Origin of the sequence: Crocosphaera sp., assembly GCF_030064895.1 — a bacterium.
Lineage (GTDB): Bacteria > Cyanobacteriota > Cyanobacteriia > Cyanobacteriales > Microcystaceae > Crocosphaera.
In genome coordinates this window covers 1-14361 of sequence record NZ_JASJEB010000047.1, presented here as the reverse complement: position 1 = coordinate 14361, position 14361 = coordinate 1, and the positions used below count along the sequence as shown (strand labels likewise).

Below are 14361 nucleotides of genomic sequence, written 5' to 3'. Positions count from 1 at the left end.
TATTATCAGTTATTGGTTATCAGTTATCAGTTACCAGTTAAATTGATTAATTACTCCTCAATGTTTTTAAGATTAGCATTGATAAGAGGACGAATTTCTTGAAAAATATCGCTTTTATGTTTGGGTATTTCAGCAAATTTTGTGCTTTCCTCAAATTGCTCTAAAATATTTGCTCCTGACTTGCTTTCATTCATTTCTAAAAGAATTTTTTTCAGCTTCCTTATTTTATGTTTAGATAAAGTAGGAGAAATAACAACCATATGACGAGGAACTGATCTTGTTTCACCAATAATGATAAATTGTTCGCGGGTTTCTGCTGGCAATTTTTCAAAATCAACCGAACCCATAGCCATTGCAGCAACACGGCCACTAACTAACCATTGTAAAGAATTATTATCATTGCCACTAAAAACATAACCAATTTCATTTTCAGAAATCCATTGATTATCAGAGGTTTTTTCTATCAAATTTAACCCTTGTTGTTTTAAATAACTATAGGGAAGCATATATCCTGATGTGGAAAAATTTTCTTCAAAAGCAATAGTTTTCCCCCGTAGATCATTGATCTCTTTCATCCCTTGATCACGAAGGGTAATAATCACACTATTATAAGCAGAAACCCCTCCTTTCCAGCGACTTAAAATTACTTCAGCATCGGATGCTTCACTAACTAAAAAAGCAGGATAAGGACTATCAAAATATAATTCTACTTTGCCAGATTTTAGCCATTTTGCCATCGTCTCCATATTCGGAGCAACTTCAACTTTTGCGGTTATATTTTCCTCTCCACTTAATTGTTTAGTTAGATAATCAGCTAATGGTTGAAAGCTTTCAAAAACTTCCGTTGGATCATCAGAAATTTCTCCTAAAATAACAGAGCTAGAGGAAGGTTTGAAAGTAAGATTTGGGGTAGGAGTCTCAAGAGATTTTTGCTGACAACTAATCAGTATTGGTACTGTTAATAAGCTAATGGTTTTACCGAAATATTGAAGGAAGGTAATCATCACTTTTCCAAGCTAAAGAAGCAGATTCAAATAAAGAGTAAAGAATTTGTTCAACCGAGTTCACATTTAGAGGTTTAGAAAATAGATATCCTTGAGCATAATTAACTCCTAAAGATTTAATTAAGTTATATTGCTCTAAAGTTTCAATTCCTTCTGCTAAGGTTTCCATCCCTAATATATTACCGAGTTTAATAATAGCTTCAATGATCCGAAACTCAGTAGGATGAGATTCTAGTCTACTCACAAAACTACGATCTATTTTTAAAATATCTATAGGTAATTGTTGTAGATAATTAAGGGAAGAATAACCCGTACCAAAATCATCAATAGATACTTTAACTCCGAGTTTTTGTAAGCACTGTAACTTAAAACAAACAGATTCAATATTATCCATAATTACGGTTTCTGTTATTTCTAAATTTAATTGACTAGCTTTAATTTCAGTCTCTTTTAAAACTCTTTGTACTTGTGCAACAAACTCAGATTGATTAAGTTGATAACTGGAAATATTAACACTAATTTTTAAGGGTTTAGAGAAAGTAAAATGACTTTGCCAGACACTAATTTGACGACAAGCTTCTTGCAAAACCCACTCTCCCAAAGGAACAATTAACCCTGTTTCTTCCGCAACAGGAATAAAGCTACCCGGAGAAATCCAACCTTGAGTGGGATGGTGCCATCTTAATAATGCTTCAAAGCCAATTAATTGAGATGTTGTAAGAGAAATTATAGGTTGATAATAAAGATGAAATTCTTTTTTTTCTAAGGCTTTTCTCAGTCCATTTTCTACTTTTAATCTTTCTAATGCTTCGGTGTGCATGATCGGCTTAAAAATAGCATATTGAGCCTTTCCTTTTTGTTTAGCATGATACATTGTAACATCTGCATCCCTTAGCAAATCATCGGCATCTTTATAGTTTTCCTGACTCATGACAACCCCAATACTCATGGTAATTACTAATTGTTGATTATCTAATATTAAAGGTTGACTCATCTTTTCTAAAATGCGATCAGCAATTTGTGTTACTTGCTCAACATCACTGATATTGTTAATCAAAATAACAAATTCGTCTCCTCCTAAACGGGCAGCAATATCATCCTTTCTAATACATAAATTGAGTCTTTCAGCAAGATTAACTAAAACTTGGTCTCCTACATCATGACCCAAACTATCATTAATCACTTTAAAGCGATCGCAGTCTAAAAAAAGAAGAGAAAAATTATAATCATTATTACCTTTTTTCCTGTTAATTGCCTTCTCAATTTCCTGAATAATATGAACACGATTAGACAACCCAGTTAAGTTATCGTGGAACAAATCATGTTGCAATTGTGTATTACTTTCTTGATATTTTTGTAATGTTTCTTCTAGCCAATCACTCATTTTATTGAATTCTTTAGCCAACAAAGAGAACTCACTCTTATTCTTTAAATCAATTCGATAACTGAGATCCCCTTCAGTAATACGTTTAGTTGCTTTAACTAACTGATTGAGAGGAACAGTTACAGAATAACTAATAAACAAAGTAATAATAACACCACCAGAAACAGCAAAAATAGCAATTAATAAACCCTGAACGCGCACAGTATTAATTTTTTCTTGCAAATTATTTTTTGAAAGTTTAATTGCAATACCACCTACCGTTTTTTCTCCAAATCTAATTGGTTTAGCTGCCAACAAATAATCATCATATTGTTGATAAATGTATCCTTGATGATTGATAATTTCTACTCCAAAAATATCGGGTTGAGCTTCTAAGGTTAAATTGCCTTGTGTTGATTCTATTAACAGTCTACCATCAGCATCAAAAACACAGACCGTTTCGATCAAAGTTTGATGTTCTCTGAATTGTTCTACTGATCTAACAACCGTATTTACATCCAAAGAATAGAGAGAGTTACGCAATAAAACATCGATAGAATCTAAAAATAATTCCCCTTTTTCTGTCATATCATGTTCGTGAGACTTTTGATCTTTGTGAACAGAGAGAAAGGTTAATCCACCAGTTATTCCTAAGATAATCAATGTTATAGATAAAGTTAATTTTGCTCGTACAGAGAAAAGGTTAAACATTGTCAAAAGTAAACATTTAATAATACACTCTTAATCTTTACTTAAGTTTATAATCACGATCAATAACATGATAATAGTATCCTCAATAATTCCCTGTGATAGCAGTCACATCGCAATAATAATGGGTTAACTTTCAATCTCTGTTGAAACAGGTATGGGTGGGGAGACTCTCTGTCTAGTAAATGATAAGATAAGTTTAAATGATTAGATATAGAGATTAGGTAAAGATGACGGTTAAACCGCAGTGGTTACGGGTAAAAGCCCCTCAATGGCAAAGGGTTGGTAGCGTTAAAGAGATATTAAGAGATTTAGGCTTAAATACAGTCTGTGAAGAAGCTTCTTGTCCTAATATTGGGGAATGTTTCCATGCAGGGACAGCAACCTTTTTGATTATGGGGCCAGCTTGTACTCGCGCTTGTCCTTACTGTGATATTGATTTTGAAAAGAAACCCCAACCCCTAGACCCCCAGGAACCCTTAAACCTAGCTGAAGCAGTACGTCGTTTACGTCTCAATCACGTCGTCATTACCTCCGTTAACCGTGATGATTTACCGGATGGAGGGGCTTCTCAATTTGTACGTTGTATCGAAGGTATTCGTCAAGTTTCCCCAAAAACCACCATTGAGGTGTTAATTCCCGATTTATGCGGTAACTGGGACCCATTAGGAATTATATTAGCAGCTAAACCCGAAGTTCTCAACCATAATACGGAAACAGTTCCCCGTTTTTATCGTCGGGTTCGTCCTCAAGGAGATTATCAGCGATCACTTACTTTATTGCAACAGGCCAAAACCTTAGCCCCGAAACTCTATACCAAGTCCGGTATTATGGTGGGGTTAGGAGAAACAGATGCAGAAGTGCGTCAAGTTATGGAAGATTTACGGGCCGTTGATTGTGATATTTTGACCATAGGACAGTATTTGCAACCCTCTGCTAAACATTTAGGGGTAAAAGAGTTTGTTCCCCCCGAAACCTTTGCAGCGTGGCAAACATTTGGGGAATCTATCGGCTTTTTACAAGTGGTTTCCTCTCCCTTAACCCGTAGTTCTTATCATGCTGAACAAGTTCGAGAATTAATGACTCAATATCCTCGGTAGAAGCTAATTCTTAAGTTGAGAAATGTGGCGATCTCCCTTTACTAATAGATAGCGATCGCTATTTTCTTGAGTGCTAATTAAAGTTAAACTGCAATCATTTATTAAGTGGTAAAAGAATTGTAAACCTAGCTTGTTCAAAATGATGATCAGTGGTAAATATTTCTGTTATTTTCATTTGTTTAGCTATAATTAGCTATAATTAGCTATAATTATAATGTATATACAATCTTCTATCTTCTTATGATACTACAATAAATTGCTCGCCAACTTCCCATTGCTCAATTTGTTGCTGACTTTTCTGTAAAAAGATGATGCTGGTCATTATTCTTGATATACTAAGACAAGATAAGCAAAAAATAAGATAAATCGCCCCTTCAATTAAATTTAAGGTGCGATCACGCTTAATTCCAGAGAACCAAAATCAAAAATATTGGTGAATATAATCATCTAAATAACTCAATGAAGGAGTTGGTTGGGATAAATCTTTTTCTTCAGGGGGAAAAGGATCAACGAGCTTTTCTTTGAAGCAACGATCACCAGTAATTTGCGATCGCTTATTAAGGTCGAAAGTTGGCTGTAACCATCTGGGTAAGGTAAGATTCACCATGATATCCTCTTCATTGGCCTACGTTATAGTTTAGGGCTACATTGATGAATCATGCGCCCCCCTAATGAGTCATCCTAATGGGTGAATCTTAATCTCACCTGAGAACCGAATTTAGTATTAGTCCTTTTTGCTTAAAAACATAATATTACATAGCAGATTTGCAACAAAATAGTATTTTTGGTGATAGAATTGTAAAAAAACGTTACAGTATAAACAGATTGATAACGACAATTGGAGAGAGGACACCTAATGTTAGAACTGTATCAGTTTGAGGTTTCTCAATATTCCGAGAAAGTGCGCTTAATTCTTGATTATAAAGGGTTAGAATATCGGAAAATTGAAGTTACCCCAGGAGTGGGACAATTAGACTTATATAAAATGTCAGGACAAAGACAAGTTCCTGTCTTAAAAGATGGAGAAACTATTGTTGCTGACTCTACTGAAATTGCCTTTTATTTAGATAGAAAATACCCAGAAAAACCCATAATTCCTGCTGATCCTCTTAAACGGGGACAATGTTTATTAATAGAAGAATGGGCAGATGAATCTATCGGAACTAAAGGAAGACTCGCCTTAATTGGGGCGTTAAATCAAAACCCAAATTTTCGTAGTTCTGTTTTACCAAAAGAAGTACCTGACTTGGTAAAAAATATTATTAGTGCGGTTCCTGGGGATCTTTTGAGTGCTTTAGGAACAGGAGTTGGGGTTGGACCTGATGCAGTTAAAGAAGCTACCAAAGCATTGAAACAAGACTTAGAAGCACTCAGTCTTATTTTAGAGCATCAACCCTATTTAGTGGGAGATGAAATCACGTTAGCTGATTTAGCCGTAGCAGGATTAAGTATTATTTTAAAACAACCTGGCGGTGACTATTTAGATATTCCTGATAACCTCAAAGGGAAAGGAATTCCTGGGTTAGCAGATAATACTGCTTATGATGCTTTCTTCCTCTGGCGCGATCGCCTTTATATGGACTATCGTAAACCCGTTTCTTCTCAACCTTCTGAAGAAGAATCACCTACTAGCATTGAGATAGAATAGTAAGAACAGTTTACAGTTAGCAGTGAACAGTGATCAATGGATTACTGTTTAAAAAACTAGACATTTGTTGTTAATTATTTAGAAAAAAAGATCATGAAAACCTCAGAAAAAAAATTTGAAGTTAACAAAACCGAACAAGAATGGAAAGAAATGTTAACCCCAGAACAGTTTAATGTTTTGCGGAAACATGGTACAGAAAGAGCAGGAACCAGTCCTCTCGATAAAGAATATGGAGAAGGAACCTATAACTGTTCCGGTTGTGGACAACCCTTATTTACCTCTGACACTAAATATAACAGTGGAACAGGTTGGCCAAGCTTTTATCAACCCATTGAAGGTGCCATTGAAACGTCAGTTGATCGTACTTTATTTATGACAAGAGTTGAGGTACATTGTAGCCGTTGTGGTGGTCATTTAGGCCATGTATTTGGGGATGGACCAAAACCCACAGGACAACGTTATTGCATGAATGGCGTTTCTTTGAAGTTTGCCCCGAAAGGTTAATAATAGGTGATATGAGGAGTGTGGGAAGTGTGGGAAGATTAGAAACAATATTAATATTTTACTCCCCCAGTCTCCCCGTCTCCCCGTCTCCCCGTTTCCCCATCTCCCTATCTCCCCGTCACCCAATCACCCAGTCAACCTCATCTCCCTGTTACTTGCTTCTTTAACCATCCCTTTGATAAACTCAGTTAAAAAATGCTGTTAAAATGCCAGTGAATACCATCCCCCCTGTAGATTTAGTCCGTCAATATAAGCTTATTAGTGAAGAAATTGATCGTGCTGTCCTCGAAGTTGTCCGTTCCGGTCGTTATATCGGTGGTGCAATTGTTAGCGACTTTGAACAACAACTAGCTGAATATGTGGGTAGTTCTTATTGTATTGGTTGTAACTCAGGAACCGATGCGCTTTATTTAGCCTTACGTGCTTTAAATATTGGTGCAGGGGATGAAGTGATTACCACATCCTTCACTTTTATTGCTACGGCAGAAACCGTTAGTTTAGTGGGGGCAAAACCTGTTTTTGTGGATATCGAACGGGATACCTTTAACATCGATATTGAAGCCATAGAAGCAGCTATTACCCCCCAAACCAAAGCTATTATACCGGTTCATCTCTTTGGCCAACCGGTTAATATGGCTGATTTAATGGATGTTGCTGAAAAACATAATTTGTACGTGATCGAAGACTGCGCTCAAAGTACAGGGGCAAAATGGCAAGAGGATATCACGGGAAATATTGGTCATGTTGGTTGTTTTAGCTTCTTTCCCACTAAAAATTTAGGAACTTGTGGCGATGGTGGTGCAGTGACAACTAATGATCCTGCGATCGCTGAAAGCATTCGAGTCATTAAAGAACATGGCTCGGCACAACGATATTATCACGATGTTGTTGGTATTAATAGTCGTCTTGATAGTATCCAAGCAGCTATTTTACAAGTTAAGTTACGTTATCTCGATCAGTGGAATAAACAAAGACGAGAAATTGCTCAACGATACCATCAATTATTAGCTGGTATTTCAGAGATACAACTTCCCCAAGAAATTCAGGGAGGTTATCATGTTTGGAATCAATACACGATCTTAGTAAAAAATAAGACTAATCAAGAAAAAACAACAAGGGATGACTTGAGAGCGAAGCTACAGGAAAATGGTATTATTTCCATGATTTATTATCCCATTCCTTTACATTTACAAAAAGTTTATCAAAATTTAGGTTATCAAAAGGGAGCTTTTCCTGTTACAGAACAAGCAGCAAATGAAGTTTTATCCTTACCAATGTTCCCCGATATTTCTCCCGAAGAACAAGAACAAGTCGCTTATGCTTTGAGAGATTATTTTGGTTAAGATAATTCAAAAAATATAATTAGAAATTAATTTTCCCTAACCTTTGCTGTTGGTCAGGAACTTAAGGCTTATCATAGAAATAGAGCTAAAGTTAAGGAACAGGCAAGTCTTAATGAACCAAGTCAAGTTAATTTCAGGGCGAGGTATTCCCCTAACAGGAGATGATATCGATACAGATCGCATTGTACCCGCAAGGTTTTTACGTTGTGTCACCTTTGACGGTTTAGGAGAACAGGTGTTTGCTGATGATCGCAGTCAACTGAAAGGGGAACACCCTTTTGATCAGCCTCAATATCAAGGGGCTAACATTTTGGTCGTCAATGCGAATTTTGGCTGTGGCTCATCTAGGGAACACGCACCTCAAGCTATTATACGTTGGGGAATTAAAGCCATTATCGGCGAAAGTTTTGCTGAAATATTTTTTGGTAACTGTATCGCTAATGGGGTTCCCTGTGTGACTGCATCACCTGAAGCTGTCAAAAGTTTACAAAGCCAACTAAAAAATAACCCCCAGGCTGAAATTACCCTAGATTTAGCAGCTAAGCAAGTCAAATGCGATGATTGGTTAGGAGACATTTCTATGGGAGAAGGTTCCCGAATGATGCTTCTTGAAGGTACATGGGACAGTTGTGGACAGTTAATTCAAAACCCTAACCAGATTAAAGAGACGGCACAGAAATTACCCTATCTAGTCTGGTAATACAAGGAACTTGGTTTAGTGAGGGTGGGGAGTGTAGGAGGGGTGGGAAGTGTGGGGAGTATTTTTCTTTGAGTTTGTAATCTATGCAAATGAAAATTGCTATCATCTACTATACTATTCATAATTCCTCACTGATAACTGATAACTGATAACTTTTCACTGATTTCCAGTCCTGGGGAGAACACACACAACACGAAAACCGAGGACGTTAACGCACGCGCCGTCGTAGTCGCGAGACGCAGACCGGCAATAGCGCGGACCATTGTTGAACGAACCGCCGCGACCTGCATAATATCGTTCTTTTGTCAATTGTTTTTGAATATTGTTTACAAATAAACGATGAACAGAAGTAGAGTTATTAGTTCGGTTTTGCCCACCCCAGACGCTACCATCAGAGGGTGCGCCGTTGTAATCATCATGCCAAGGATCTAAACACCATTCCCAAACATTTCCGTGCATATCGTATAATCCAAAAGCATTGGGGGGGAATTGACCAACAGGGGTAGTTTCTCTTCTATCTTTTCCCTTGGGTTCATTGGCGTAAGTATTAGAAGCAGAATAATTAGCTAATTGATCGGTGATGGTATCTCCAAAATGAAACGGAGGATAAGATTCGCCTTGTTCTAGGTTTAGGGGTTTTCTCACGGCTCGACAAGCATATTCCCATTCGGCTTCACTGGGTAGTCTATAGTCTCTTCCTGTTAGCTTAGATAATCTTTGACAAAACTCTACCGCTTCATACCAATAAACTGTTTCCACAGGGCGCTCATCCCCTTTAAAATAAGAGGGATTAGGTTTTAAGTCGATTTCTACCTTTAAATCTGTTCGAGAAGCGATCGCTCTCCATTGTGCCTGAGTTACAGGATATTTCCCCATAAAGAATGGAGAAACAGTAACTTGATGTTGAGGACGTTCACGATTAAGACTTCCTTTTTCAGTTTCAGGAGAACCCATTGTAAAGGCTCCCCCAGGAATATATACTAGCTCCAAATCGACCTCTTTTCCTAAATTCTCAGTAAAATACCAATAAATTTCACGCCGACGTTGACTTTCTTGTCCTTGTGCGTTAGCGGTAACACCTTCAAATCCATTGAAACTGAATGTTTCCACTCCATACAGAGAAGGTCGTATTGGGGTTTTAACGAGACGAATACCCTGATTTTGCTGATGACTGTCCCCAGTTTCCTCTAGGGTTAAACAGCCTAAGTCTTCATGTTCTCTGGGGTGATAATTTTGCACTTCCTCCAAGGTTGGCAGTCTGAAAAAGAAAACAGTAGACTCAGACGCACTCTTACGAGTCAAGGATGGTGCTTTAGCAGTTAACCAGAGACAAAAACGCATCCCATTCAGCCAACTGACTTCGGTAATGGGTTGTTTAGCACTTCCAGGGGCAAAATGCTCTCCTGAATAGAATAAGTCATCGTCATCCATGAAAAGTTGATACTCTGCACAGGTAATGTAGAAAGAATCAATATAAAGATTATCGTCCATAGTCGTTAAATTACTCAGTCGTCGTGATAATTTAACTTGTGCAGCCAAGGTGGCAATTTCAGGGTTATTAGATTCTAACCCTTGTTCTAAAATGGTGTCTAATTGTTCTCTGATTTCTGGGTCAACTTTTAAACGTTCTTCCTTACAGTCTAAAGCTAACACTAATGAGTGAACTGTTGGGGTTTTAATCCCTGCTTGAATCAAAGAAGTGGCATTAGTTTGGGCAGCATAGAGACGAATTGTTTCGGCCCACCAAGGATCTTGAAAGTTGTCAATTAATATAGATTCTTGTTGCAATTCTTTAATTTCTGAGGCAGCGAGGTATTCTTGGAAACTTAAGTGAGCAAATTCATAAGTTTTCAGTTCTTTTTCCACTAATAAGCCACTTATTTCTTTAATTTGTTTGAGAAATTCTTTCCCTGTTAAGGTATTTCCAGCAACCTTTCCTAGTTCTTCTTGTATGATTTCTGTTCCTAACTCTAAAGAAAATTCGCGGGTTTTTGCTTGCATTAAAGATAAGGCCAAAACTTGCAAGACAGACTTATTTTGTTCCCCCGTCAATGGCACTTTTATTTTTTTCGCTTGTTGTCGCGCACCCAATAGTAAATCACAAATTTTCTGATACAGTTCCACACGACGACCGGGCAAAGCACTGCCACAATAATGTACTGTAGCAATCATGGTCACTAGAAGAGGATTTCTGGCCATATCGGCGATCGCAGGTTTCTCTTGAATTCGGGTAATTAAATCATCAGATAAGGTTTCTGCTTCTCTGAGTACCGCAGGGGTTTCCCGTCCGGTTCTCATAATTTCATTTTGCTGATACAGACTACGAATAAAGTCTTCTACCTGCTGTGGGTTGAAGGGAAGCACTTCTAAGACAGTTCCCACTCGCTCTATTGGCGCACTTTGGAACCCATGAGGCCGAGAAGTGACTATGAAAACTGTTTGCCGATACACCTTCATCTGCTGGTTAACCCAGGCACTTACCGCATTTCTTTCATGGGCGTTGGCAACCTCATCAAGTCCATCGAGCATGACTAGGCATTTTCCTAATCTTAACTGATCCTCAATCCAATTAGGGGGTAAGGTTAAAGGAGGTTCTGAGGGCAGATTTTCAATATGTTCTCGAATCAATTGTGACAGTGAAGGAGGATTTTCTGTGACAAGTTGATGACGAATATCTCGCAGATATAATAATACAGGAATGAAATTGGGTGCTTGATATTTGTTATGTTGCTTTTTGGCATAGGTTAGGGTTAAATGCTTGAGAAGAGTGGTTTTTCCTGAGCCGGGAGAAGCAATCACAGCTAAACGGCGATAGGCTCGAAATTTCCCCTGATTATTCTTTAAAAATTCCCAAATTTCTCTTTGTTCATTATCTGATTGTCTTGTAATAATTCTGCCTCGAATTTTATCAGGTGTTCCTGTTTTAACTCGCAAAGAAACAAAAATATCTTCTAAATCTAATGCTGGTAAACCAATCCTAAACCCTTCTATTTTTAGTTCTCTAAAGGTATCAATTAAACTCTCATAATATCGATCCTTGAACTTTAGATTGAATTGCCACCATAACCGTACAGGAATAGTTTTGAATTGCTTAACAATCCATTGTGCTATGGGTTCTTCTATGTTCTCTAACTCTTCTTCTATTAAGTCTAAAGTACGATTTATTACTCGTAAGAAAAAATTTCCCCATATCGCTATAACTAAAGCCAATACACTAATCACAATTGTAATAACAGCTAATTTGTATTGACCATTTTGCAGTAATATAATTGTCCCTGTGACTCCAGTTACCGAAACTGGTAGCCCCAACATTTTTAAAAATTTTAGAACAGTTTGGACTCTTTTTTCTCTTGCTTCCCTTCGGATATTCGTAGAGGTTACTGATTCCTCAACAGATGATGGTGTTGGTTCTTTTTCTGACATAGACAAGGAATTTTAATGAGAAATTTTTGCTTTAATAAGTTGGGGATCTCCCTGTTGTACAACCTTTCCTCCTTCCAATAAAAAAGCCCCATCACAGTAGTTTAATTCTTCTAAACGATGTGTCACCCATAGGGCTGTAATGCCTCGACTCTTGACTAAATTTTGCACTTGTTCCACTAATTCGATTTGCGTATCAGGATCGAGTAGTGCTGTGGGTTCATCTAATAACAATACCGAACAATGACGAGCGATCGCTCCGGCAATAGCGATACGCTGTTTTTGTCCACCACTGAGGGCGTAAATAGGTCTTCTCTCTAATTCTAATAGGTTAACTGCACTTAGAGCCTCTCGTACACGATAACGTACCTCTAGAGGGGGTAATTGTTCTTCTACTAAACCAAAGGCAATATCGGCCCCAACTGTGGGCATTACTAACTGGCGATCGGGGTTTTGGAAGACAAAACCCACTGGAGGAGTCATGGTAATGGTTCCATTTTGGGGGGTTAGTAAATTAGTTAATAATCTCAACAGGGTTGACTTACCACTACCGTTTGCTCCCAAAAGCATCCAAAATTCTCCTTCTGGGACGGCCAATGAGCAAGAGTTTAAAACGGGGGCTTTTTCGTGCCAACTAAAGCTAATATTATCTACATTAATAGCAAAATTTTTCATAGAAAATGAAAGTAAATTTATAATTTAGAATTTAATTTGTTTTAATTTTTATCAATTATCTATTGTGAAGTAAAATGAAAATTTGGTGGGCAATTTTTCAGGTATTTTCTAGATAGTTATTAGAGTATTTTTCTGAATATTGCCCACCCGACACATTCACAGTTTATTTATGATGTTTACTTGCGTCATAATTCAAAAAACTGATCACTGATAACTGATTACTGCTCACTGTTTACTCACTAGCTAAGTCTTTTAAATTGAAAAGAAATGGAACACTACTATTACTATCTCCCCCCATGACTAAAACTTTCGGCATTTGTGCGCCACCAGTTTTCCAGGCTTCGATCGCTTCTTTTTGTAGCACTAATTCACCCCCTTGAGCTTTTAAAGTTTCTGCTAACAATCGTTGAGCTTCGGCTTTACCTTTAGCGCGGTTAACATCAGCTTGCGCCTCTTGTTCGGCTTCTTGGGCAATATAAACAGCCCGTTGTGCTTTTTGTTCAGCGATCTGCTTATCTTCTACTGCTTTGGCAAATTCAGGGGAAAAATTGAGATCGATAACACTGGTATCTAGGACAATAATACCGTATTTTTCTAAGCGAGAATTGAGGGCATTATCAAAGTCTTCTTTTAGTTCACTTCTTTGGGTAATGGCCTGTTCTACGGTCCGTTTTGCTGCTGCTATTTTAAATGATTCTTGGGTTTGAGGGGCAACAATTTTAGAAACAATATTTTGTAGGGTTCCTTGGGTACGTCTAATTTCTACAACTTGCACAGGATCAAGACGAAAGTTGATGGCAAAACTTGCGCTTAAATCTTGCAAATCTTTGGTTGCACTCTGTGCCGGAACTTCAAACTTCTGTACAGTAACATCATAAACATCCACGGCAGACACTAAAGGGGGTTTAAAATGTAATCCTTCTAATAATGCTCCATTTTGAGCTTTTCCTAAAACACTTAAAACCCCTGCTTGTCCAGGGTTAATCACAACAAATGAGTTGAAACTAATTACTACTAATAACGCAGCAATAATACCACCCAATAAGGGTTGCAAACTTGGGGCTGATTGACGACTCACAAATCTTTCTCCTTAATCCTAACCTAATTTTGATTTTAGCGGTTATTGGCCTGTTTATGTGACGAACACTAACCAGACTGATTTCGGAGTTCGGAGTTCGGAGTTCGGAGTTCGGAGTTCGGAGTTTGGATTTGGATTTTTTTAAAGGAAAGAATCAGTGTTTGAGACTCCTGATATTGACAAGTTTTCTATAAAGCTAAATGATCAAGACAAGAGCTTTTTTGCTGGCTGTGCTGACTTCTCTCCTTTTGTATACTTTTTACAAATTTAATGCTTATGATAAAACGACTCTACGACTTTGACTGGCTTAGAAGCTTAATAATCATTAATCTTATTCCCTTTCATGTCGTTTGGTTGATGATGTTTATCCCTCCATTTTCCGATGTATCTACAACCAGCGTAAACGCCCAGTTATTACAGATCTATCTCATAGAAGTTGGAGCCTGGCATATGCCTCTACTGTTTCTGATAGCAGGGTACAGTGCCGGTATTTCTTTATCACGGAGATCTCTTCGTCAGTACTCTAAGGAAAGAATAAAGCGGCTTTTTATCCCTTTAGTCGTTTTTATGTTCACAATAAATATAGTACAGAACTACTTTACTCCTTGGGTAAACCCTACTGAAACCCGAAGCTTAATCGATTTTGTTGCCAACTATTTACCCTATTACTTCAGAAACTTTTTTAACCGAATGTCGGGCAGAATTCCCTAACGTTCTATAACTTAGGGATGAATGCCCGACCAATGAATAAATCGCAAAGCGTCCACTTCCTATTGTCTTGTGCTATAATTATATCACTAACTATACTTTCTGTGAAA

Annotated in this window: 11 protein-coding genes and 2 pseudogenes; 6 read left to right on the top strand and 7 right to left on the bottom strand. The window is 37.6% G+C overall.

Features of this window, described 5'->3' with window-relative positions:
- Nucleotides 1-50: 50 nt before the first annotated feature.
- Together QNJ66_RS12565 and QNJ66_RS12560 are read right to left on the bottom strand one after the other, a co-directional pair.
- Nucleotides 51-1004 carry a phosphate/phosphite/phosphonate ABC transporter substrate-binding protein gene (locus QNJ66_RS12565; protein WP_300507242.1) on the bottom strand — a complete coding sequence of 318 codons (954 nt, stop codon included), beginning with the start codon at nucleotides 1002-1004 and terminating at the stop codon, nucleotides 51-53.
- Complete coding sequence (locus QNJ66_RS12560) at nucleotides 976-3078, bottom strand: EAL domain-containing protein (protein ID WP_300507239.1); 2103 nt, start codon at nucleotides 3076-3078, stop codon at nucleotides 976-978. The genes QNJ66_RS12565 and QNJ66_RS12560 overlap by 29 nt, the downstream gene beginning before the upstream one ends.
- A 227-nt stretch (nucleotides 3079-3305) precedes the next feature.
- Here QNJ66_RS12560 and lipA point away from each other — a divergent pair, with 227 nt between their 5' ends.
- Nucleotides 3306-4175, top strand: a complete 870-nt coding sequence (gene lipA, locus QNJ66_RS12555) for a lipoyl synthase (protein ID WP_300507236.1) — start codon at nucleotides 3306-3308, stop codon at nucleotides 4173-4175.
- Between the two features lie 421 nt (nucleotides 4176-4596).
- On the opposite strand, the gene QNJ66_RS12550 is transcribed toward lipA, so the two are convergent.
- Complete coding sequence (locus tag QNJ66_RS12550) at nucleotides 4597-4782, bottom strand: elongation factor G (protein ID WP_300507234.1); 186 nt, start codon at nucleotides 4780-4782, stop codon at nucleotides 4597-4599.
- A 249-nt stretch (nucleotides 4783-5031) separates the two neighbouring features.
- Between QNJ66_RS12550 and QNJ66_RS12545 the strand changes: the two genes are divergently transcribed.
- The 4 genes from QNJ66_RS12545 (at nucleotide 5032) to leuD (ending at nucleotide 8370) form a co-directional block, all read left to right on the top strand.
- The gene (locus QNJ66_RS12545; protein ID WP_300507232.1) at nucleotides 5032-5823 is read left to right on the top strand and encodes a glutathione S-transferase family protein; all 792 of its coding nucleotides are present in this window, start codon (nucleotides 5032-5034) and stop codon (nucleotides 5821-5823) included.
- Between the two features lie 93 nt (nucleotides 5824-5916).
- On the top strand, nucleotides 5917-6327 hold the full coding sequence (msrB, locus tag QNJ66_RS12540; RefSeq protein WP_300507230.1) for a peptide-methionine (R)-S-oxide reductase MsrB: 411 nt from the start codon (nucleotides 5917-5919) through the stop codon (nucleotides 6325-6327).
- A gap of 206 nt (nucleotides 6328-6533) precedes the next feature.
- Nucleotides 6534-7670, top strand: coding sequence for a DegT/DnrJ/EryC1/StrS aminotransferase family protein (locus QNJ66_RS12535; RefSeq protein WP_300507227.1), 1137 nt, complete (start codon nucleotides 6534-6536; stop codon nucleotides 7668-7670).
- A gap of 112 nt (nucleotides 7671-7782) precedes the next feature.
- Nucleotides 7783-8370, top strand: a complete 588-nt coding sequence (leuD, locus tag QNJ66_RS12530) for a 3-isopropylmalate dehydratase small subunit (RefSeq protein WP_300507224.1) — start codon at nucleotides 7783-7785, stop codon at nucleotides 8368-8370.
- 156 nt (nucleotides 8371-8526) lie between these two features.
- Here the strand turns inward: leuD and QNJ66_RS12525 are convergent.
- From QNJ66_RS12525 to QNJ66_RS12510, 4 genes and pseudogenes are all read right to left on the bottom strand, one after another.
- Nucleotides 8527-9456 (bottom strand): annotated as a pseudogene (locus QNJ66_RS12525) (formylglycine-generating enzyme family protein); the annotation flags it as partial.
- 1242 nt (nucleotides 9457-10698) lie between these two features.
- Nucleotides 10699-11682, bottom strand: a pseudogene (locus QNJ66_RS12520) (NACHT domain-containing protein); the annotation flags it as partial.
- Nucleotides 11683-11805: 123 nt separating this feature from the next.
- Nucleotides 11806-12465, bottom strand: coding sequence for an energy-coupling factor ABC transporter ATP-binding protein (locus QNJ66_RS12515; RefSeq protein ID WP_300507222.1), 660 nt, complete (start codon nucleotides 12463-12465; stop codon nucleotides 11806-11808).
- A gap of 232 nt (nucleotides 12466-12697) precedes the next feature.
- Nucleotides 12698-13543, bottom strand: a complete 846-nt coding sequence (locus tag QNJ66_RS12510; RefSeq protein ID WP_300507219.1) for a prohibitin family protein — start codon at nucleotides 13541-13543, stop codon at nucleotides 12698-12700.
- Nucleotides 13544-13813: 270 nt separating this feature from the next.
- On the opposite strand from QNJ66_RS12510, the gene QNJ66_RS26185 reads away from it, so the two are divergent.
- On the top strand, nucleotides 13814-14254 hold the full coding sequence (locus tag QNJ66_RS26185; protein ID WP_366146282.1) for an acyltransferase family protein: 441 nt from the start codon (nucleotides 13814-13816) through the stop codon (nucleotides 14252-14254).
- The last annotated feature ends 107 nt before the right edge of the window (nucleotides 14255-14361 follow it).

Coding starts and splice junctions, on each gene's coding strand:
- QNJ66_RS12565 (WP_300507242.1), bottom strand. CDS start 1,004: ATGATTACCTTCCTTCAATATTTCGGTAAAACCATTAGCTTATTAACA.
- QNJ66_RS12560 (WP_300507239.1), bottom strand. CDS start 3,078: ATGTTTAACCTTTTCTCTGTACGAGCAAAATTAACTTTATCTATAACA.
- lipA (WP_300507236.1), top strand. CDS start 3,306: ATGACGGTTAAACCGCAGTGGTTACGGGTAAAAGCCCCTCAATGGCAA.
- QNJ66_RS12550 (WP_300507234.1), bottom strand. CDS start 4,782: ATGGTGAATCTTACCTTACCCAGATGGTTACAGCCAACTTTCGACCTT.
- QNJ66_RS12545 (WP_300507232.1), top strand. CDS start 5,032: ATGTTAGAACTGTATCAGTTTGAGGTTTCTCAATATTCCGAGAAAGTG.
- msrB (WP_300507230.1), top strand. CDS start 5,917: ATGAAAACCTCAGAAAAAAAATTTGAAGTTAACAAAACCGAACAAGAA.
- QNJ66_RS12535 (WP_300507227.1), top strand. CDS start 6,534: ATGCCAGTGAATACCATCCCCCCTGTAGATTTAGTCCGTCAATATAAG.
- leuD (WP_300507224.1), top strand. CDS start 7,783: ATGAACCAAGTCAAGTTAATTTCAGGGCGAGGTATTCCCCTAACAGGA.
- QNJ66_RS12515 (WP_300507222.1), bottom strand. CDS start 12,465: ATGAAAAATTTTGCTATTAATGTAGATAATATTAGCTTTAGTTGGCAC.
- QNJ66_RS26185 (WP_366146282.1), top strand. CDS start 13,814: ATGCTTATGATAAAACGACTCTACGACTTTGACTGGCTTAGAAGCTTA.